Annotated in this window: 3 protein-coding genes; all 3 read right to left on the bottom strand. The window is 68.1% G+C overall.

All coding sequences use genetic code 11. The features are described 5' to 3' along the window. Positions 1–72: 72 nt before the first annotated feature. Entirely contained in the window at positions 73–9,144 is a 9,072-nt protein-coding gene (locus NA11_RS32895) for a non-ribosomal peptide synthetase (RefSeq protein WP_084655262.1), read from the bottom strand. A gap of 222 nt (positions 9,145–9,366) precedes the next feature. Beyond that, positions 9,367–10,389, bottom strand: coding sequence for an alpha/beta hydrolase (locus tag NA11_RS32900; RefSeq protein ID WP_245746357.1), 1,023 nt, complete (start codon positions 10,387–10,389; stop codon positions 9,367–9,369). Positions 10,390–10,531: 142 nt separating this feature from the next. After that, on the bottom strand, positions 10,532–24,338 hold a 13,807-nt coding region (locus tag NA11_RS32905; protein ID WP_141717963.1), incomplete at its 5' end, for a non-ribosomal peptide synthetase.

The following is a 24,338-nucleotide window of genomic DNA, read 5'->3' on the forward strand; positions in this document are numbered from 1 at the left end:
GCCGCAGGCGGACCGCTCACCGCGAAAGTCATCCCATGTCCTTCTAGAGCATCGGACAAAGTTCACGAAAAGTTACGCCCGCGACGACGCCAGCGACTCCGTCAGCACCGATCCGATCCGCGCCAGGGCGGCCTGGTCGCTCATCCGCCAATGCGTCACCGGAACCGGGTAATCGTGCACCGTGCCGTCCACCGCGCCCGCCCAGGTAGCGGCCCCCGCCAGACCGGCTGGAGCGGTCTCGGTCGCGGTGAAGTACACGACATCACCATGGAACTTCGCGGCCTGATACCCGACCGTCAACGCCGTCATCTCGACGTTCGCCTGCACGAACCGGGTAATCCGCTCGACGCCGAGCGAGGCGAACGGCTCCGGCAAACCGGCCAGCTGTTCGGCGATGGCAGACACGTCTGACGTCTCGTCGAGTTGCAGCTCGACCGCGTTGCCACCGAGCAGGCCACCGAGCAGTTCCTGGAGCGGGAAGGCGCCGACCGCGGTGTTCTCGTCGATCGTCACTCGCTCCGCCTGCAGGTGGCTGTCCATCATCGCCAGCAGGGCGACCTGTTCGCCGTCTTCCTGCAGCTGAACCGCCATGGCATGGGCGAGCACACCGCCGAGCGACCAGCCGAGCAGGTGGTACGGACCCGTGGGCTGCACCGATCGAATTTCCTTGACGTAGCGCTGCGCCCACTCGTCGATCGTCTCCGGCAAGGACGACGGGTCCGACAGTGCAGGCGACTGCAGCCCGTAAATCGGACGATCGTCGATGTGTGCGGCCAGTCCGGCGAACGACCAGGCGATGCCGCCGAAGGGATGCACACAGAACAGTGGCGCACCCGAACCGGAAGTACGCAGCGGCAGTAGGACATCGAAGGCGGCGTCCAGGTCGACCCGACCCGAGCGGCGGTTCTCCAGTGCGTCCGCCAGCTCACCCGGTGTCGGTGCGGTGAACAACCACACCATCGGAACCTTCTCCCGCAGTTCGGCACTCAACCGTGCCGCCGCGCGGGCAGCCAGCAGCGAGTTGCCGCCGAGCTCGAAGAACGAGTCGTCCAGGCCGATCCGCTCGACCTCGAGCAGTTCCGCGAACACGCCGGCCACGGTCTCCTGCACCGGCGTCTCCGGCGCGCGGTACTCGCGCACCTTGAATACCGGCGCGGGCAAGGCATTCCGATCCAGCTTGCCCGAGCTGTTGAGCGGAAGCTCCGCCAGCACCACCGCCGCCGCGGGCACCATGTAGGCGGGCAACCGCTCGGCGGCGAACTTGGTCAGCTCTGCCGCTTCGATTGAAAGATCCGGCACGGCAACCACATACGCCACCAGCTGTTGACCGGTCGCACTGTCGGCCACCAGCACGACGGCCTGGCTGACCGCCGGATGTGCGAGCAGCACGGTCTCGATCTCGCCCAGCTCGATGCGCTGGCCACGCAGCTTCACTTGGAAGTCGCTACGACCGATGTACTCCAGGGCGCCAGAAGCGTTCCAGCGCACCAGGTCACCGGTGCGGTACATCCGTGCACCGTCGCTACCGAACGGGTCGGCGACGAAGCGATCGGCGGTCAGATCCACCCGCCCCTGATAGCCACGTGCCAACTGCGTTCCGGCCAGATACAACTCGCCACGCACCCCGACCGGCACCGGCCGCAACTCCGAATCCAGCACGTACGCCTGCGAGTTCCACACCGGACCACCGATCGGCACCACCGAACTAGACGCCGTCTCGTCCGCTGGCCACGAGGTAGCGATGATGGTGAATTCGGTAGGACCGTACGTGTTGTACACCGCCGCATCCGACACCTCACGGAACGCGGTCACCGTCGCGGGCGGCAGTACCTCGCCACCCGGGAAAACCGCACGCAGCGAACGGCATTCGGCGGGCGATGAGGTGGTGGCGAGCACCGAGAGCAGCGAAGGGACCACATCGAGCACGGTCACGCCGTGCCGCTCGATCAGTTCCGCCTGCTGCCTCGGGTCGCGGTGGCTGTCGTGACCGCCGATGATCAGGCGCGCACCCGTCATCAGCGGTGTGAACATCTCCCACACCGACGGGTCGAAGGTGAACGCCGTCTTCTGCAGCATCACATCGGTCTCGGCGAAACCGAATTCGCCGATCATCCAACTCATCTGGTTGACCAACGCGGCATGGCTGACCGCGACGCCCTTCGGACGACCTGTCGAACCCGAGGTGTAGATGACATAGGCCGTGTTGTCCGACCGCAACGGCGCCAACCGATCCGCATCCGTCACGACAGCATCGGAGAAACCGGACACGTCCACAGTGTCGATCTCCAGCCGCTGCACCGTCTCCGGCAACGCCAGCACATCGCAGGACGTGGTCAACACACACGCCGGCGCCGCGGTATCGAGAATATGGGCGATGCGTTCGGCCGGATGATCCGGATCGATCGGCACATACGCACCACCGGCAGCCAGCACCGCATAGACCGCAGCGACCGTATCCACCGAACGACGGATGCCGACCGCCACCAAAACCTCGGGGCCGACCCCGGCCTCGATCAGCTTGCGCGCCAACCGATTCACCCGCGCAGAGAATTCTGCGTACGTGATCTCTTGCGCCGCACCGTCTCCCGGATCCGACACCACCGCAAGCGCATCCGGCCGCGACCGCACGTTGTCCTCGAACCGGTCGAGCACGCTCACCAGCTCCGGCACCGCGTGCGCGGTCGAGTTCCACTGCCGCAGCACCATTGCCCGCTCGGCGTCGTCGAGCAGCTCGATGTCGGACACCCGCCGCTGCGGGTTCGCCGCGATCGTCTGCAGCACCCGCAGATAGCGGTCCGCGAAACCCGCCACCGTCTCCGCATCGAAGATGTCGGTCGCGTAGTTGAAGCCGATGACCAGCTCACCGAGCGTGCGGTCCGCGTGCACGATCGGCTCGACGCCGATGGTCAGGTCGACCTTGGCCGCCGCGTCACCCTCGTGCACGCCTGCGATGGTCAGCCCGGGCAGCTCCAGCTGAGCGGACTCGGTGTTCTCGAACGCCAGCAACACCTGGAACAGCGGATTCTGATTGCGCCCCCGATCGGGTGCGATCTCGTCCACGATTCGTTCGAACGGGATGTCGGCGTTGTCGAAGGCGGTCAGGTCGGTCTCGCGCACCCGATCGACCAGTGCGTCGAAACCGATCGCGCCGTCGACCTCGGTGCGCAGCGTCAGGGTGTTGACGAACATGCCGACCAGGTCGTCGAGCACGCGTTCGCCGCGACCGGCGACCGGCGTGCCGATCGCCACGTCGGTGCGGCCGGACAACCGGGCGAGCAGCACCGCGAGGGTGGCGTGCACGACCATGAACAACGTCGCATTCCGTTCCCGCGCAAGATGTTCCAGCGCTCGGTGCACCTCTGCGGGCACCGTGAGCATGGTCACCGCGCCACGATGAGACGCCGTCGGCGGATGCGGGCGGTCCTGCGGCAGCCCCGGCATCGCGGTCAACCCGGCCAAGTGCTCGCGCCAGTAGGCCAATTGACTTGCCGCCACCGAGTTTTCGTCTTTTTCCTCGCCGAGCACTTGACGCTGCCACAGCGCGTAGTCGGCGTACTGGATTTCCAGTGGCGCCCAGGCGGGGGCACTGCCGGTGCTGCGCGCGAAGTACGCCGTCATGAGGTCGCGCGCCAGCGGAGCCTTCGACGACCCGTCGCTCGCGATGTGGTGCACCACCATCGCGAACAGATACTCCTGGTCACCGCCCGGCTCGGCGGCGCCGAGCGTGAACAGCACCGCGCGCATCGGAACCTGCTGTGTCACATCGAATCCGATGGACATCAGCGCGAGGGCGTCGGCCAGCGGGTCGGCCGTCGACCGCACATCGAGCCCGCCGGGCAGCGCCTCGCCTGCCGAAAGGATCTGCTGATAGGGCAGTCCGGTCGCACCGTCGGTCGGGTACCTGGTGCGCAGCGACTCGTGCCGTTCCAGCACGTCACCAACGGCCGCGCGCAGCGCCGCCACCTCCAAGGTGCCGGTAAGCCGTAGCGCCAGTGGGATATTGAACGCGGTCGAGGCGGGATCGAGCTGGTTCAGCGTCCACATCATCTGCTGGGCCAGCGACAGCGGTATCTGGTCCGGCCGTTCCTGGGCGACCAGCTTCGGTCGCGCCGTCGCGACGGCTTCCGACTCGAGGCGTTCGGCGAGCGCGGCAACGGTGGACGCTTCGAACAGCACCCGCACCGCCACGCGCCCCTCGATGGCCTCGCCGATGCGCGCCGCCACCCGGGTGGCCAGCAGCGAGTTGCCGCCGAGGGCGAAGAAGTCGTCGTCGAGCCCGACCCGCTCGACACCGAGCAGATCCGCGAACACACCAGCTACGATCTCCTGCACCAGCGTCACCGGCGCACGGAATTCGCGCGCCTCGAACACCGGCGCGGGCAAGGCCTTTCGATCCAGCTTGCCGGAGGCGTTGAGCGGGAATTCCGCCAACACCAGCAAGGCCGACGGCACCATGTACGACGGCAGCTGACGACTCAGCGTCGCCCGCACGGCGTCCACGTCCTCGGTGCCGACCAGGTAACCGACCAGCTGATCGCCTGCCACCGTCGCCACGACCTGCACCACGGCCTGTCGCACGCCGGGGCAGCCGAGCAACGCGGTCTCGATCTCACCGAGCTCGATGCGCTGACCACGGAACTTGACCTGGAAATCGGTGCGGCCGAGGTACTCCAGTACCCCGGCGGTGTGCCAGCGCACCAGGTCACCGGTGCGGTACATCCGCTCGCCTGCTGCACCGAACGGATTCGCGACGAACCGGTCGGCGGTCAGATCGACCCGGCTGTGGTAGCCACGGGCCAGCTGCACTCCTGCCATGTACAGCTCGCCGCGCACGCCGACCGGCACCGGCCGCAACGCCGAGTCCAGCACGTACGCTTGGGAGTTCCACACCGGGCCGCCGATGGGCACCGACGCCGATTCGGTGTCGCCCACCAGTCCCAGGCTCGAGTTGATGGTGAATTCGGTGGGGCCGTACGAGTTGTACAGCGCCGCATCCGAGATCTGCCGGAACGCGGCGACCGTCGCGGGCGGCAACACCTCACCACCGGCGAAAACCGTTCGCAGGGAACGGTTTTCCTCATATGAGGCGGTGGTGGTGAAGACCGAGAGCAGGGAAGGCACGAACGAGGTGTCGGTGACCTCGTGGCGCTGGATGAGCTCGGAGAGATACTGCGGGTCGCGATGGCCGTCGTGGGCGGCGACGATCGTGCGGGCGCCGACCATCAAGGGGGCGAAGATCTCCCGGACCGACGGGTCGAAGGTGAACGGGGTCTTGTGCAGCACGACGGAGGTCTCGTCGAGTCCGACGATGTCGGTCAGCCAGCTCAACTGGTTGACCAGCGCAGCATGCGTGACAGCCACGCCCTTCGGCTTGCCGGTGGAACCGGAGGTGTAGAGCACGTAGGCGGTATTGCCCGCGCGCAGCACCCCACGCCGTTCATCGACCGCGACCGGCGCGCCGGAATGCCGTGCCAGGTCCAGCTCGTCGATGTACAGCACCGGCAATGCGCCGGCTGATCCCACACCTGCTCCGCCGGAGGCTATTTCGTCACGGCGGGTGGTCAGCACACACGCAGGCGCGGCACCGGCCAGCACGTAGTCGGTCCGCTCGGCCGGATGATCCGGATCCACCGGCACATACGCGCCACCGGCGGTCAGGACCGCATAGATCGCGACCAGCATGTCGACCGAACGGCGGATACCGACCGCAACCAAAACCTCTGGGCCGACACCGATCTCGATCAGTTCGCGGGCCAACCGGTGCACCCGGGCGGAGAACTCCGCATAGGTGACGGGCTGCGGCGCGGCACCGTCGTCGGGATCGAACACCAGCGCAACAGCGTCCGGCCGCGACCGCACCTGGTCCTCGAACCGCTCCAGCACCGAAACCAGCGCAGGCACCGCGTGCGCGGTCTGGTTCCAGTCCCGCAGCACCACCGCGCGCTCGGCGTCGTCGAGCAGATCGATGTCGCCGACCCGCCGCTGCGGATCCGCCGCGATCGACTCCAGCACCCGCAGGTAGCGTTCGACGAAGCCCGACACCGTCGCCTCGTCGAACAGGTCAGTGGCATAACCGAATTCGGCAAGCAAGCCAGCAGGCTCACCGTCGGTGCCTGCTTCGCCGATGGTCAGCGTCAGGTCGAATTTCACGGTCGGGTTGTCGAGTCCGACGCCGGAGACCTGCAACCCCGGCAGTTCCAGGGTTGTCTCGGCCAGGTTCTGCAACGACAGCGACACCTGGAACAACGGATTGCGGCTGGCAGTGCGCTCGGGGGCGAGCAGGTCGACCAGTCGCTCGAAGGGAATATCGGCGTGCGCGAACGCCTGCAGGTCGGTGTCACGAGTCGCCGTCAACAACTCGGCGACGGTGTGTTCGGCGCGGATCCGGGTGCGCAGCACCAGCGTATTGACGAACATGCCGATCAGATCGTCGAGCGCGGCTTCACCGCGCCCGGCCACCGGGGTGCCGATTGCGATGTCATCGGTGCCGGACAGCCCGGCCAGCGTCACTGCCAATCCGGTGTGCAGCACCATGAACAGCGAGCCCTGCTGCTCCTTGGCCACCTGCTGCAACCGCTGGTGCAGCTCGGCCCCGATCGAGAACGCCACGCGGGCACCGGAAAACGATCGGGTGGCCGGGCGCGGCCGGTCGAACGGCAGCGGCAATTCATCCGGCAGGCCGGCCAAGGCCGCGCGCCAGTACTGCGCCTGGGCCGAGATACGGCTCTGCGGATCGTCTTCCGAGCCGAGCACGCTGCGCTGCCAGATGCTGAAATCGGCGTATTGGACCGGCAGCGGCGCAAGGACGGGGGTCTCGCCTGCGGCGCGCACGGCGTAGGCGGTCATCAGATCGCGGGCCAAGGGCCCGAGCGACCAACCGTCACCGGCGATGTGGTGCACCACGCACACCAGCACGTGGTCGGTCTCGCTGATCTGCAAGGCCCGCAACCGAACTGGTGGCGCCGCGGTGACATCGAAGCCAACGGCAACGGTCTCGATGACCAACTCGCGGATCCGCTCGGGATCGGCTGCCACAGTGGCGAACTCAGGTATCGCCCGCGGATCGTCGAGCGGGAGCACCACCTGGTAGCCCTCGCCGTCGGCCGCGGGATAGAGGGTGCGCAGCACCTCGTGCCGCTCGACCAGGTCACGCACGGCGGCACGCAAGGCGTCCAGATCCAGCTCACCGGTCAACCGCACCGCCATCGGGATGTTGTCCACCACACTGTCGGGGTTGAACTGGTTCAGGAACCACATGCGTTGCTGGGCATAGGACAACGGAATACGTTCCGGGCGCGGCATCGGCTGCAACGCCAAGACCTCGTCCTCGCCTGCCGACCCGCCCAGCTGGTCCACCTGCTCAGCCAACGCGGTCACGCTGCTCGACTCGAACACCAGATGCAGCGGAACCCGGGTACCGAGCGCGGCACCCAGACGGGCTGCCACCTGGGTGGCGAGCAACGAGTTGCCGCCGAGCTCGAAGAAGTCGTCGTCGGCGCCGACCGGCTCGTCCTCATCCGGCCGCAGCACGCCAGCGAAGACCTCAGCCACAATCTTTTCGGCCTGGGTCACCGGTGCCCGGAACTCCCTGGTGGCGAAGACGGGTTCGGGCAGTGCCGCCCGGTCCAGCTTGCCGACCGGGGTCAGCGGAATCTCGTCGAGCACCGTGATCGCGGCAGGAACCATGTAGGCGGGCAACGAGGTCGAGACGAACGTCGCCAGCTCCGCAGGCGCGAGGGTGGTTCCTGGGCGCGCCGTCACATACGACACCAACGCGGTCGCGCCCGACGACAGCTCCCGGCCGAGGGTGACCGCGAAGTCGACGTCCGGATGCGCGGACAGCGCGGTGTCGATCTCACCCAGCTCGATCCGCAGACCACGGATCTTCACCTGGAAATCCGAACGACCGAGGAATTCCAGCTCACCGTCGTCGTTCCAGCGCACCAGGTCGCCGGTGCGATACATCCGTACGCCGGACAGTCCGAGCTCGGCGGCGAACGGGTTGGCCACGAAACGCCCTGCGCTCAATGCCGGACGCCCCAAATACCCTTGCGCCAGACCGACTCCGCCCAAATACAACTCACCGGCCACCCCGCGCGGCACCATCCGCAGCCGCGAATCCAGGATGAGCGGAGTAGATCCCTCGGTGACCCGGCCCAAGGTCACCGGTTCGCCCGGTGTCATCGGCCCGGTCGCGAGGAAGACCGTCGTCTCGGTGGGGCCGTAGGCGTTGAACACCACGCGATGGTCAGCGGTCCACCGATCCACCAGCCTGGGGTTCAAGGTGTCGGCACCGCAGACCACAACCGCCAGATCGGGATACTCACCCACCGGCACCGACTCCAGTGCGCCCGGCGTGATCAACAGGTGGGTCACGCGCTCCTTCTTCAGCAACGCCGCAAGCGCCTCACCACCGAAGTCGGTCGGCGGCACCACCACTACCGTCGAACCGGCAACGAAGGCGGGCAGAAACTCCATGATCGAAAAGTCGAAACTCGGCGAACTCAGGTGCGCCACGCGAGAATCCGCAGTCATCCCCCACTGCGCGGCACTCGCCACCACCCTGGCGAAACCTTCGCTGTTGTTCACCACGGCCTTCGGCCGACCGGTGGAACCCGAGGTGTAGACGAAATAGGCCGGATGCTGCACGGTCAACGGCCGGACGCGATCGCCGTACCAGAACGGGTGCGTCGGCTGAGCAGCCACGCGTGCCAGCACAGCCGGATCGTCCAATTCCAGCCACTCGATGCCCTCGCCCAACCCCGCACGGTGCGACGACACGGTCAGCCCGAGCACCGAGCCGGAATCGGCGAGCATGAACTCGATCCGGTCCTTCGGATACAACGGATCGACGGGAACGAATGCCGCACCGGTCCTGGCGACTGCCCACACCGCGAGCACCGACTCGAGGCTGCGCGCAATCGCGATCGCGACGATATCCCCAGGACCGAGACCGCGACCGATCAATTCCCGTGCCAACTGTGCCGAACGCTCGTCGAACTCCCGGTAGGTGAGCTCACGATCTTCGAACCGAATCGCCACCCGATCCGCGGCCGTCTTCACCGCTGACGTCAGCAAATCCACGAACAGCGGAACCGACGACGCCCGACGACGACCGGAGCGCCCTTCCCGACGCACGTTCATTCGACATCCTCACTGTCCGGACGGCATCCATCCGGACCTCCGAAGCGGCCACCACGCACCCGCACCGACCGCGGCGGCGCAGGTCGATCCACAGCACGGGTGGCAGCCCGTTTTCGTTTCGTTCAGCCGCCTAAGCGGCACAGGCGCGATGACTGCCTGCCCACAGTCATCGCGCCCGAGTCCATCAGTCCATCCTGTACGGCAAGCCGCAGGGTGGATGGGTCATTTCGCCGGCAATCCCATGCTCTTCGCGAGCATCGGCCAGGAGCCACGGAAGGTGTCGTCCCAGTACGACCAGCGGTGCGTCCCGATCGGGTAGAAGTCGTACGCGGCCGGGATATTGAGCGAATCGAGCTTGTTCTTCAAATTGTGCGTGCACGCGTTGACGGCCGCTTCGATCACCGAGCCGACGCCGAGATTGGTCAAGCCGTCGAAACCGGGCGAGTCCTCCTGGTACCACTGCAAATCCGCAGGCACAGGGAGGCCGCTACCGCTGGAGATGAAGAGTTCGGTGCCGCGCAACTTCTCCGCGTTGATCACCGGGTCGTTGGCCGCCCACATCGGGCTGTCGGCGGGGCCGTACATGTTGTCCACATTTCCGCCTGCCCACGTTTCGGTGGCCAGCTTGAGGTACTGCCTGCCGACCGGGTCGGCGATCTGCGCGCAACCGCTGTAGGCGGCAACACCCTTCCACAGACCGGGCTTGGCCTCGGCCAGCTGCAACACGGAGGTGCCTGAGGTCGAAACCCCGGCCAGCGAGTTGAGGCCGGTGGACTGCAGCGTCTTGTCAAGCAGCGGCGGCAGTTCCTCGGTGAAGAAGGTCTTCCACTTGTTCACACCGAGCTTCGGATCCGGCTTGATCCAGTCGGTGTAGTAGCTGCCTTTACCGCCGATCGGCTGGATGACATTGACCTGCTTGTCGGTCAGCCACTGCAGCACGCTGGTCTGGTCTTTCCAGCTTGCCGAACTCAAACCGGCATCGAGCCCGCTCAGCAGATAAAGGTTCGGCGCAGGCTTGGACTCGTCGACCGGACGCTGCACGTCGACGGTGATCTCACTGCCCATCGCCACCGAGTACACCTTCAGGTGCCAGGTGCGCCCCTCTTTGACGACGGAGGTGACGGCAGGCGTCTTCTCTGGCTCCGCCACGCCGGTGCCAGCGAACGCCGTCACGGACACCATCGCGGCAAGCGCGGCCACCATGGTGCGGCGCAGGTTGACCCTGTTTAGTACGGAACGCTTCATCGAACAGTCGACTCCCTTAGTTGGCTGCGGCCGGGCCCGCCCACGTTTGTCCGGCCCGCCGTGTCCATCGCTCCAGCGTCGAACTTCGCTACAGCTTCCGCGACCGGCCGGTGTGATTTCGTCACCGCTGAGGGTGACCGTACTAGGTGGTGACGATGCGCACCGCGTCATCGACGTCCTCCTCCTCGTGCTCGTCGCCCGCCGTGACGAACCAGTGGGTGACCTCGCCACCAGCGAGATCAGCCGCCTTGTCGCCGGTCGGCAGCACCGAGAGCGCGCCGACGGTGGCGGCCGCCAGGAATTCGGCGAACGCCGCTGCCCCTGCTGCTGCCGTGGTGTAGGTCACCGCCTCGTAGTCGATCGCGTTCTCCGCACACAGCGCCCGCGCGCGGTCGAGCGCTTGGGTCTGGGTGAGGACCGTCGACGAGTCGGCAGTCACGAGCACGAAGGCCGGGTGGTCCTGGTCCAGCGGGCGGACCCGCTCGGCATCGGACACCGGATGGGCCGCCGCGGCGGCCACCTCCTTCTGCAGCGCGGGTTCCGCGAGCGCGATCTCGCGCCCCGATCCGTCCGTCGGCTCCGCCGTGATGGTCACCTCGGCGCCGACCGCAAGGATGTCTCCTGCGGCCAGTCCGTCGGCGAACAGCGTTGCGGCACCGGCCTTTTGCACCGCCCACAGCGCGACAACCTGCTCGACCGAGTGCGGCAGCGCCACGGCGACGGTGTCGCCTGGGCCGACGTCACGGCCGATCAGCACCCGCGCCAATTGCGAGGACTGCGAATCCAACTCGGAGTACAGCACCTCGCTGTCGCCGACGAGCAATGCCGCGGCGAAGGGGTCCGCCCCGGCGACCGAATCGAGCACGTCGGCAACTGTACGCGGGCCCGCATCGGACGACGCCGCCGCATAGCCGGTAGGCAACGCGGATTCGGTTGCAGCGGAGCCGGATTCGGTGAGCAGCGCGGCGCGCTCCCCAGCATCGAGAATATCGATGCCTGCGACGGATGCCGCCGGGTCACCGAGCAGCGTCTCCAGCACCCGGTGCATGCGCGCGGCCAGTGTCGCCACCTCGTCGGCGGTGAACCAGCTGTTCCAGTAGGTCCAGGCCAATTCCGTCGTCGACTCCGCACTCACCACCAGCGCCAGCGGGTAGTTGGTCGCGGTGTCGGCGACGCCGATGCCGGTGATCGACATGCCGTCGATCGCGTTGGCCGCGGCGATCGCCGCCTTGTCCACCGGGTACGACTCAAAAACCAGCAGGGTGTCGAATTGTGCTCCGGCACCGGCGATCTGCTGAATATCGGTCAAGCCGACGTAGTGATGCTCCATCAGATCGGCCTGCTCGCCCTGCAGACCGCGCAGGTACTCACCGACCGTCCCGCTGTCGTCGACGCGGACGCGCACCGGCAGCGTGTTGATGAACAGACCGACCATGGACTCCACGCCGGCCAGTTCGGCAGGGCGACCGGACACCGTTGCGCCGAAGACCACGTCCGAACGACCGGTCATGCGGCCGAGCACGAGGCCCCACGCCGCCTGGAACAGCGTGTTCACCGTGACGCCGAGTGCGGCGGCACGCTTGGTGATCCTGCTGGTCGCCTCGGCGTCCAACTCGGTGAGCAGCTTGCCCACCTCGTCGCCCTCGGCCGTGCGCTGCTGCCGCGCCAGCTGGGTCGGCTCCTCGACGCCGGCGAGGGCCTGCTGCCAGACCTGCAACGACGCCTGCTGGTCCCGTCCGGCGATCCAGGAAAGGAAGTCGCGGTACGGCGTCACCGCTGGCAGCGCACCGACGTTGCCGTGCACCGCGTACAGCACGAGCAGATCCCGCATCAGCAGCGGCATCGACCAACCGTCGAGCAGGATGTGGTGGGTCGTCACCGCCAGCTGCCAGGCGCCAGCGCCCTCGACCGCGTCGACGCGGTACAGGGTGAACCGGATCAGCGGCGCCGCGGACATGTCGAAGCGGGTTTCGCGCTCCGCTGTCACCAGACGCTGCAACTCGGCGGGCCGCTCGTCCGCAGGCAGGGTCGTCAAATCGACTTCGCGCCAAGCCACTTCGGCCCGCGCCTGGATCACCTGGACCGGTTGGCCGGTCGAATCGGCGACGAAGGCGGCCCGCAGGTTCGCGTAACGGTCCAGGATGCCCTGGGCCGCCACCCGCAACCGCGCGGCGTCGACCACGCCGTCGAGGTCGACGACCGCATGCAAGGTGTAGCCGTCGATCTCCGAACGGTTGTTCATCGCGTCGAACAGCAGGCCGGACTGCAGCGGCGACAGCGGCCACACCTCATCCAGCCCCGGGTACTCGCGTTCCCACACCTCGATATCGGACTGCCCGACCGAGACCAGCGGCAGATCCGACGGCGTGCGGCCGCCCGCGCCCGGCTGGTTCGCATGCGAAGCCAGCGCGGTGAGCGCGGCCACCCACAGCTCGGCGAGCTCCTGCACCCGCGCGCGGGTGAGCAGGCCTGCCGGGTAGGCGAACGAGGTGCGCAGTCGCGGCCCCTCCGCCCCGTCGGTGACGCTCGCGTTGATGTCGACCGTCGCGGCCGCGGGCAGGCTCGGGTCCCGGTCGGTGCCGGGCAGCCCGAGTTCGGCCACCGGCAGCCAGCCCATCTCGTCGGGCTGACCGGAGAAGTCGCCGGTCAGCGAGGCGTCGGTGGGCAGGTGACCCGCGTAGCAGAACCTGATCTGACCCACGACCCCGGATCCGACGCCGCCGAGCTCGCCTGCGGTGTCCGCGTTCAGGTAGCGCAGCTGGCCGTAGCCGAGGCCTGCGCCCGGCACCGCGAGCAACTGCTCCTTCATGGATTTCACGATGCCGCCGAGCACGTTTCCGCCTGTGAACGCCTCGGTGAGGTCGGCGCCGGACAGGTCCAACCGCACCGGGGACTCACCGGCGAACCAGCCGACGGTGCGCGAAAGATCGGCGCCGGCAACGCTGTTCGCCGCCCGGCCGGTGTTCGCGAACCGGACCAGCGCCGCGCCGCCCTCGGCGTCGCCGCGCCAGCGCGACACCGCGAGTGCGAGTGCCGACAGCAGGCTGTCGGTGGCCTCGCCCCGGTACAACTCCGGGATCGCGGTGAGCACTGCCTCGGTCACGCCGGCGGGCACGCTCACCTCCAGCCGCTCGACGGTGTCGACGGTGTCGCGCACCGGATCGAACGCCCGTGCGCCGAGCAGCGGATCCGGCGTAGCCGAAACCCGCTGCCAGAACGGCAGTTCGGCGACGCGAGCCTGCGCGTGCGCGGACTCGGCCAATGCGTGCGCCCAGCGCCGCATCGAGGTGCCGGTGGCGGACAGGACCACGGGGCGCCCGACCGCGAGCAACGACCAGGCCGCCGTCAGGTCCTCAAGCACGATGTGCCACGACGCGTCGTCGACCACGAACTGGTGGCCGACCACCAGCAGCACGTCCGGCTGTGCACCGTCGGCCGCGAACCAGATGAACTGGGTCAGTACCCCGTTCGCCGGATCGAGACGATCCAGCGCCGCGTCGTACTCGGCCCGCGCCAGCTGCGACAACCCGGCGGCGCCGATGCCGCCGGGCACCTCGACCCGATGCACGATGGCATCGACATCGACCGCACCGCGCCCTCGGGTCTCGAAGACCAGGCCCGCGTCGTCGGTGTGCCGCAACCTGGCCCGCAGCGCATCGTGGTGATCGACGACAGCGCCGATCATGCCGACCAGGGTCGGCCGGTCGATGCTGTCGGGCAGCCGCAGCGCCATCGAGCTCGCGAACCGCGGCACCGAGGTGCCGCCTGCCAGCGTCGCCGCCATCGACGGCGACAACGGGATCTCGCCGACACCGCCGCCGGGCAGTTCCGGCAGCCAGTGCTGCTCGGCGGCCTCGATCACCGTGGCGACCTCGGCCAGCGCGGCAACACTTCGCCGCCCGAACACATCACGTGGCGTGAACCGCACACCGCGTTCCTTGGCCCGCGACACCAGCTGAATCGTCTGGATCGAGTCACCGCCGAGAGCGAAGAAGTCGTCGTCCGCGCTGACCCGCTCGATGCCGAGCACCTCGGCGACGACCTCGGCGACGATCTGCTCGATCAGTGTCGCCGGCGCCCGGTAGGCGGCCGTCTCGAATTCCGGCGCGGGCAACGCCTTGCGGTCGAGCTTGCCGTTCGCGTTGCGCGGCAGCTCATCGAGCACCACGAACGCGGCGGGGATCATGTACGACGGCAGCGTCTCGGCCAGCGCCGACTTCGCCTGTGCCACCTCGAGTTCGCCCGCGGCGGACACCAGGTAGGCCACCAGCCGATCGCCTGCCCGCTCGTCCGCCATGGCGAGGACCGCCACCTGCGCGATCGCCGGAAGGGCGAGCAACGCGGCCTCGATCTCGCCGAGCTCGATCCGGAAACCGCGGATCTTCACCTGGAAGTCGGTGCGGCCGTGGTACTCCAGCTCGCCGGATCCGGTCCACGCCACCAGGTCGCCGGTGCGATAGATGCGCTCGCCCGTGCCGAACGGATCGGCGACGAACCGGTCCGCGGTCAGCTCGGCGCTGCCGAAGTAGCCGCGCGCCAGCTGGGCGCCCGCCAGATAGAGCTCGCCGGACACGCCGACCGGCACCGGCCGCAGCCTGGCGTCGAGGACGTAGACCCGCGAATTCCATTCCGGCGCACCGATCGACACCGCCGCCTGATCGGCATCGGTGACCCGGTGATTGGTGATCGACACCGCCGCTTCGGTCGGGCCGTACAGGTTGTAGAGCTCGGCGGTGTTGCCGCGACGGAACCGCTGCGCCACCGCGGCGGGCAGCGCCTCACCGATGGCGAGCACCCGCCGCAGCGAGGAACCGAGGACGCCGTCGGACTCGATGAGCAGCGCGTCGAGCATGGACGGAACCACGTGCAACGTGGTCACGTCCGTGGCACCCATCAGCTCGTTCAAGTACGCCGGATCGCGATGCCCCTCCGGCGCGGCGATCACCAGTCGGCCGCCACTGACGGCCGCGGTCCAGAATTCCCACACCGAGAGGTCGAAGGTGGCTGCTGTCTTGAGCAGCACCGCGTCCTCGGGTCCGAGACCGAATTCCGCTGTCTTCCACAGCAACTGGTTCACCACCGCGCCGTGCGGCAGCGCAACGCCCTTCGGACGGCCCGTCGAACCGGACGTGAAGATCACGTACGCGGTGTTGGCGGCACCGAACTCGCGGACCAGCTCGGCCGGCGCGAGCGCGTGGCCGCGCACCCGGGACAGGTCGAGTTCGTCGAGGGCAACCCACTCGTTGTCCGGCTGCGACTCGCGCACCGCCGTCGTGGTCAGCACCACCGACGGTGCGGCGGTCGCGAGGATGTAGTCCAGGCGATCGGCCGGTTGCGTCGGATCCAGCGGCACGTAGGCCGCGCCGATGCGCGACACCGCGTACATGGCGACCACCAGATCCACCGAGCGGCCGATGGCAAGGGCCACTCGATCTTCCGCGCCGATGCCGCGGGTGATCAGGTAGCGGGCCAGGCGGTTGACCCTGACGTCGAGCTCGGCGTAGGTCAGAACCTGTTGTTCTGCACCGGTTTCCGTCTCGTCGGTCAGGTCGGCCACGATTGCGACCGCGTCCGGGTTCGCCGCGACCGTCGCGTCCAGCAGCGACACCAGCGTCGCCGTACCGTCCACCGCGTGCGCGGTGTCGTTCCAGCCCCGCAGGATCTGGTCGCGCTCGGCGGCGTCGAGCAGGTCGATATCGCTGACCCGCACCGAGCCGTCGGCCACCACCGCGTCGAGCACCCGCAGGAAGCGGTCCGCGAACCCTTGCACCGTGACCTCGTCGAACAGGTCTACGGCGTAACCGAATTCGGCGACCACCTCGGCGGGCGTGCCGTCGTCCTCGTAGTGATCGCTGATCGTCACCTGCAGATCGGTCTTGGCCAACTGCGTGTCGAAGCTGACCGTGCTCACCGCAAGCCCGGGCAGCTCGAAGGCCGTCTCGGACAGGTTCTGGAACGAAAGACCCACCTGGAACAGCGGATTGCGCGCGGTGGACCGCACCGGGTTGAGCACCTCGACCAGGCGCTCGAACGGCACGTCGGCGTTGGCGAACGCCTCGAGGTCCCGATCTCGCACGTCGGCAAGCAACTCGGCGAAGGAAGCGCCGCCCTCGACCTGCGTGCGGAACACCAGCGTGTTGACGAACATGCCGATCATGTCGTCGAGTTCCCGCTCACCGCGCCCAGCGATCGGCGTGCCGACCGCGATGTCCTCGGTACCCGACAACCGCGCGAGCAGGATCGCCAACGCCGCATGCACCACCATGAACAGCGACGCGTTGTGTGCCCGCGCCAGCTCGTGCAGGCGCGCGTGCCGCTCCGGTTCGATCTCGAATCGGACCGACTTGCCCCGGAACGACTGCGACTGCGGCCTGGAACGGTCCGTCGGCAGCTCCAGCTGATCGGGCAGACCGGCCAGCGCCCGCTTCCAATAGGAAACCTGCTGCGTCGCAAGCGAACCCGGATCGTCCTCGCTACCGAGCACCGCACGCTGCCACAGCGCGTAGTCGGCGTACTGCACCGGCAGCGCCGCCCACTGCGGCGCCTCGCCTGCCACCCGCGCCACATAGGCGGCCATCACGTCGCGCGCCAGCGGGCCGAGCGAGAAACCGTCGGCCGAGATGTGGTGCACGGTGAACGCCAGCACATGGTCGGTCGTGCCGACCAGCTGGAACAGCGCCATCGCCAACGGCACCTCGGTGGTGACGTCGAAGGTGGTCAACGCGAATTCGATGACCTTGCCGACCAATTCGGCCTCGGTCACCGCCACCGGCGTCAACCGCCACGCGCTCCCGCCGAACGGCAGGATCACCTGGTGCGCGCCGTCCACCGTCTGCGGGTAGATGGTGCGCAGCGACTCGTGCCGAGCGAGCAGATCGCCGATCGCCCGTTCCAGCGCGGCCACGTCCAGCGTGCCCGACAACCGCACCGCAAGCGGGATGTTGTCCACCGCGGAGTAGGTCGTGTCGAACTGGTTGAGGAACCAGTAGCGCTGCTGGGCAGGCGAGAGCGGAATCCGTTCCGGCCGTTCCCCGGCCACTAGCCGCGGCCTGGCCCGTCCTGCTCCGCCCTGTTCAAGCCTGGCCGACAGCGCGGACACCGTGGCGGCCTCGAACAGATCACGCACCGACAACTGCCGGTCGAGCGCGGCGCTCAGCCGCGCGGTGACCTGCGTTGCCACCAGTGAGTTGCCGCCGAGCGCGAAGAAGTCGTCGTCGAGGCCGACCCGGCCGACCCCGAGCACATCGGCGAACGTGCCTGCCACGATCTCCTCGATCGGGGTGGTCGCCGCCCGGAACGTCTTGGCCTCGAACACCGGCGCGGGCAGCGCCTTACGGTCGAGCTTGCCGTTGGTGGTGAGCGGGAAGGCGTCGAGGACAACCAGCGCCGACGGCACCATGTACACCGGCAACGCCTGAGTCAGCTCGTTGCGCACGGCCTCGACATCGATGACGTGGCCCTCGGCCGCGATCAGATAACCGACGATCTGATCGCCGAGATGGTCGTCGGAGCGGACGAGCACCACTGCCTGTGCGATGGCGTCTTCGGCGGTGAGCGCGGCCTCGATCTCGCCGAGCTCGATCCGGAAGCCGCGCACCTTCACCTGATCATCGGCGCGGCCGAGGTATTCCAGTTCGCCTGCGCGGTTCCAGCGCGCCACGTCGCCGGAGCGGTACAGCCGCTCCCCCGCCCCGAACGGGCTCGCCACGAACCTGGCCGCCGACAGATCCGCGCGACCGAGATAGCCGCGCGCCAACTGCGTTCCCGCGACGTACATTTCGCCTGCCACGCCGACCGGTGCGGGGTGCAGCCGCTCGTCGAGCACGTATACGCGCAGCCCGGCGATGGCGGCGCCGATCACCGAAGCCGAAGTGGCAGCGATGGTTTCCGCGTCGATGACCCGGTGCGAGACGTGCACCGTCGTCTCGGTGATGCCGTACATGTTGACCAGTCGTGGCGACTGATCACCGTGCCGATCCACCCAATCGGCCAGGCGTCGCAGTTCGAGTGCTTCACCGCCGAAGATGACGTATCGCAGCGCCAGTGCCTCCGGCGCGGCGGCCGGGTCCTCGGGCGTTGCCATCCGATCGGCGTCGACCAGCTGATAGAACGCCGACGGCGTCTGGTTCAGCACCGTCACCCGCTCACGACGCAGCAGTTCCAGGAACTCCTGCGGGGTGCGCGAGGTGTAGTAGTCGACGACCACCAGGGTGCTGCCGTAGAGCAGCGGGCCCCACAGCTCCCACACCGAGAAGTCGAACGCGAACGAGTGGAACAGCGTCCACACGTCGTCCGGGCCGAAACCGAACTCCCGATCGGTGTTCGCCAACAGCCGCAACACATTCCGGTGCGGCACCGCGACGCCCTTGGGACGCCCGGTCGATCCGGAGGTGTAGATCACGTAGGCGATGTTGTCCGCGGTCAGCGGGGCCCGTCGCTCGGCCGCGGTGATCGGACCGTCGGCGGCATCCGTTGCGGCCGTGTCGAATTCGCCCATTTCGAGGATCGGCAGATCCGCGGGGATGGTCACCTCGACCTCGTTGTCCAGCAGGACGACGGCCGGTTGTGCGTCCGCGAGCACGTAAGCGATGCGCTCGGGTGGGTAGGTCGGGTCGATGGGCACGTATCCCGCGCCCGACTTGATCACCGCGAGCAGCGCGACGACCAGCTCCGCCGACCGCGGCAGCACGACCGCGACCAGTGTCTCCGGGCCGGCACCGGCCGCGATCAGCGCCCTGGCCACCCGGTTCACCCGTCGATCGAGCTCGGCGTAGCTGAGCGCGTCGGCGCCGAACTTGACCGCCGTGCGGTCGCCGTGTGCGGCGACCACGGCGTCGAACAGATCGGGCAGCGTCGCATCCCGATCCGCGAAAAGGCCTGTGCCCTCGTCGATTCCCGACGACACCCAGTGTTGCGTGACATCGACGCGCTCGGCTTCATCGAGCAGATCGATGTCACCGACCACCACGTCCGGCTCCGCGACGACGCGCCGCAGGATCCGCACCAGGCGCTCGGCGAACGCCGCCACCGTCGGTGCGTCGAACAAGTCGGTCGCGTAGTTCCACGCCAGCTCCAGGCCGCCGTCCGCGGCTTCGCCGACGGCGAGCTGCAGGTCGAACTTCGCCATCGCCGGATCGAAATCGACCGCGGCGAGGTCGAGACCGGGCAGCGACACCCGTGCGGCATCGTCGGCGCCGGTCGCCTCGAAGGTCAACGCCACCTGGAACAGCGGGTGATGCGCCAGCGACCGTTCCGGGCTGAGCACCTCGACCAGGCGCTCGAACGGGACATCGGCATTGGCGTACGCGGCCAGGTCGGTGTCCTTGGTGTCCGCGAGCAGGCTGGTGAACGGCGCGCTCGAGTCGAGTGCGGTCCGCAGCACCAGGGTGTTGACGAACATGCCGATCAGATCGTCCAGCTCGGCCTCGCCGCGACCCGCGATCGGCGTGCCGATCGCGATGTCGTCGCTGCCGGACAACCGGCCGAGCAGCACAGCGAGTGCGGCGTGCACGACCATGAACAGGCTGGCGCCGTTCACACGGGCAAGCTCCGTCAACTGCTGTTGCAGCTCGGCCTCGACCGAGAACGGGTGCATGGCACCGCGATTCGACGCGACGGCCGGGCGTGGGCGGTCGGCAGGCAGATCGATCTGCATGGGCAGATCGATCAGCCGCGCCGTCCAGTACGCGGTCTGCTCGGCGATCAGCGACTCGGGATCGTCCTCGGCGCCGAGTGTTTCGCGCTGCCACAGCGCGTAATCGGCGTACTGCACCGGCAGCGGCGCCCAGGCGGGCGCCGCACCGGCAGCACGGGCGATGTACGCGGACATCACGTCGCGGGCCAGCGGCCGCATGGACCACCCGTCACCGCTGATGTGGTGCACCACGACAACCAGAACATGCTGCATCGCGGAGCGATCCGATGAGGGGTGGTGGTCGGGCGACGGGTGGGCCTCGTTGGACGCGATGCGCAACAGCTCGGCGCGCACCGGGACGTCGGTGGTGACATCGAATCCGGTCAGCACCACCGCCGCGATGCGCTCGTGCAGCTCCGCCGCGGTGACCGCGGCAGGCTCCAGCGCGGGGGCCACCGTGTCGGCAGGCATGATCACCTGCACGCCCTGGCCCTCGGCGGTCTCCGGGTAGACGGTGCGCAGGATTTCATGACGGTCGATCACATCGCGCACCGCCTGTCGCAGCGCGTCGACGTCCAAGTCGCCGGTCAACCTAATCGCCAACGGCAGGTTGTTGACCGCGCTCGCCGTGTCGAACCGGTTGAGGAACCACATGCGCTGCTGCGCCAACGACAGCGGGATCTGTTCCGGTCGCGCGGCGGCGACCAGGGCACGGCGACGGCCTGCGCCGACCTGCCCCGACAGCAGTGCGGCCAGCGCACCCACCGTCGGTGCCTCGAACAACGTGCGCACCGGGATCGTGGTGTCCAGCGCCGCACCCAGTCTGGCGATGACCTGGGTCGCGATCAGTGAATTGCCACCGAGTGCGAAGAAGTCGTCGTCCAGACTGACTTCGGCGCCGTCGCCGTGGATTCCGAGTACATCGGCGAAGGTCGCGGCCACGACCACCTCGATCGAGGTGACCGGCCTGCGGAACACCCGTGCCGTAGGCGCCGGGTTCGGCAAAGCCTTGCGGTCGAGCTTGCCGGAAGCGTTGAGCGGGAACGCATCCAGGATCACATAGACCGAGGGGACCATGTAGGCGGGCAGCGCGAGCGCCAATTCCGCACGCACATCGTCGATGTCGATGGCGTGCTCTGCGGCCGCGACGAGGTAGCCGACCAGCTGATCGCCGAGCCGTTCGTCGGAGCGCACCACCACGACCGACTGCGCAACCGACTCCAGCGCGACCAGCGCAGCCTCGATCTCACCGAGCTCGATCCGCAGACCACGCAGCTTCACCTGGAAGTCAGTGCGGCCCAAGTACTCCAACTCACCGGTGCCCGATTCGTCGGTCGCGGCGATCCAGCGCACCAGGTCGCCGGTGCGGTACATCCGCTCGCCCGGTGTGAAGGGGTTGGCGATGAACCGGTCCGAGCTCAGGTCGGGTCGCTCGACATAGCCGCGCGCCAGCTGCGCACCAGCCAGGTAGAGCTCACCGGCCACGCCCACCGGCACCGGCCGCAGCCGGGCATCGAGCACATAGACCTGGGTGTTGAACACCGGCGCACCGATCGGCACCGACACGGTGTCGGCGTCGATCACCTCGTGATAGGTGACGTCGACGGCGGCCTCGGTCGGGCCGTACAGGTTGTGCAACCTGGCCCCGGTCAGTGCCCGCAGCTGCTGGGCGGTCGGCGCGGGCAACGCCTCACCGGACGCGAACACCTGCCGCAGCGAAGTGCTCGGCTTGCCCGCCTCGTCCTCTGCCATCCCCCAACGCAGGACAGCAGGTTCGGCCACGAACACCGCCAGCATGCTCGGCACGAAGTGCGCGGTGGTGACCTGCTCGGCCTCGATCACCTCGGCCAGGTAGGCCGGGTCGCGATGGCCGTCGGGCCTGGCGACCACCAAACGGGCACCAACTTGCAAGGGCCAGAAGAACTCCCACACCGACACATCGAAGGTGGCGGGCGTCTTCTGCAACACCACGTCCTCGGCGGTGAGGCCGTAGGCGGCCTGCATCCAGACCAGGCGATTCACGATCGCCGCGTGCGAGACCGCGACACCCTTCGGCCTGCCTGTGGAACCCGATGTGAAGATCACATACGCGGTGTTCGAAGGCCGCACCGGCACACGCCGATCCGCATCGGTCACCGGCGTCGTCGTGTACGTGGACAGCTCGAGCAGATCGATCCGCACCTGCGCGGTATCGATCGGCAGATCAGCGCCACTGGTCAGCACGCACACCGGATCCGCGGTCTCGAGGACATAGGCGGTGCGCTCGGCCGGGTGATCCGGATCGAGCGGCAGATAGCCGCCACCCGCCGCAAGCACCGCGTACATGCCGACCACCAGATCGATCGACCGGTGCATACCCAGCGCGACAAGCGATTCCGCCCCGACGCCGTGTTCGATCAACCACCGGGCCAGCGGACGGACCCGATCGGCCAGCTCGGCGTAGGACAGACTTGTCCCCTCGAAGGTGAGCGCGATGGCATCCGGTGTCGCGGCGACCTGCGCCTCGAACAGCGAAATCAACGTCCCCGCAGCATCACCCGACGGCACCTCGATGGCGGCGGCCGTGTTGTTCCAGTCGCGCAGCAGCACCGCGTGCTCGGTGACATCGAGCAGCGGCAGATCACCGACCGGACGATCAGGCGTAGCCACGATCGCCTTCAACACCCGCGTGAACCGACGGACGACGTCCGTGATGGTCTCGGCGTCGAAAAGGTCGGTGGCGTAGATGAACTCGGCATCGATCCGGCCCGGCGCGCCCGCGCCGACCTGCTCTTCGGCGAGCACCAGTTGCAGATCGAACTTCGCCGTATCACTCGGCAGATCGACAGCGCTGACGGTCAACTCCGACAGTTCGAGCGCGGTCTGCCCGAGGTTCTGCAACGTCAGCATCACCTGGAACAGCGGATTACGCGCCTGCGAACGAGCCGGGTTGATGATCTCCACCAACCGCTCGAACGGCAGATCCGCATGCCCGAACGCAGCGATATCGGTGGCCCGCACCGCAGCCAGCAGCTCGCTGAACGTGGTGCCACCGTCGACCTCGGTGCGCAGCACCAGGGTATTGACGAACATGCCCACCAGATCATCGAGCGCCCGCTCACCACGACCAGCCACCGGGGTACCGATCGCGATATCGGACTCACCACTCAACCGCGCCAGCAACACCGCAAGCGCGGCGTGCACAACCATGAACAGGGTCGCGCCCTGTGCCTGGGCCAGCTCGGTCAGGCCCGCGTGGATGTCGGCGTCGATCTCGAAACGCACCCGTCCACCACGACCGGACGCGACCGCCGGACGCGGCCGATCCGAGGGCAGGTCCAGCTGGTCGGGCAGCCCGGCGAGCGTCTGGCGCCAGAACGAGATCTGCTGGGAGATCGCCGATTCCGGGTCGTCCTCGCGGCCGAGCACCCGACGCTGCCACAGCGCGAAGTCGGCGTATTGAACTGTGAGCGGCGCCCAGGCGGGCTCGCCGCCCGCGACGCGTGCCGCATAAGCGAGCATCACGTCCCGGGTCAGCGGTCCCATCGAGAAACCGTCGCCTGCGATGTGATGCACCACCAGAGCAAGTACGTGCTCGGTGGGACTGACCTCGAACAGCTTGGCCCGCAACGGCACCTCAGCGGTGACGTCGAAGCCACGCAGCACCAGCTCCGAAAGCTGCTGCGGCAGTTCGGTCTCGGTGACCTCGACCGGGGAAAGGTCGGGGATGACCTTGGCGGTCGGCACGATCTCCTGATGCGCCGTCCCGTCCACCTCGGGGTAGCGGGTGCGCAATGACTCGTGGCGGGCCAGCACGTCGGCCACCGCGATCTGCAACGCTTGCCGATCCAGCAGGCCTGAAAGCCGCACGGCCACTGGGATGTTGTCCACGAACGATTCGGGATCGAACCGGTTGAGGAACCACATGCGCTGCTGGGCCAGCGAGAGCGGCACCAGCGGCGGGCGTTCCTGCGGCACCAGCGCCGGGCGCACGCCCGCACCGGCACCCGCATCGGCCCGCGCCGCCAACGCCAGCACAGTCGACGCCTCGAAGATCTCCCTCACCCCAATGTGCGTGTCCAGCGCCGCGGACAGCCGGGCTGCCACCTGGGTGGCGATCAGCGAGTTGCCGCCGAGTGCGAAGAAGTCGTCGTCCAGGCCTGCCCGTTCGACCCCGAGCACCTCAGCGAAGACACCGGACACGATCTGCTCCGCGGCCGTCACCGGCGCACGGAAGGCCGCGGCCTCGAGCACCGGCGCGGGCAACGCTTTCCGATCCAGCTTGCCGTTGACGGTCAGCGGCAACGCCGTGAGCACCATCAGCACCGACGGAACC

This window comes from Nocardia altamirensis NBRC 108246 (assembly GCF_001612685.1).
GTDB classification, from domain to species: domain Bacteria; phylum Actinomycetota; class Actinomycetes; order Mycobacteriales; family Mycobacteriaceae; genus Nocardia; species Nocardia altamirensis.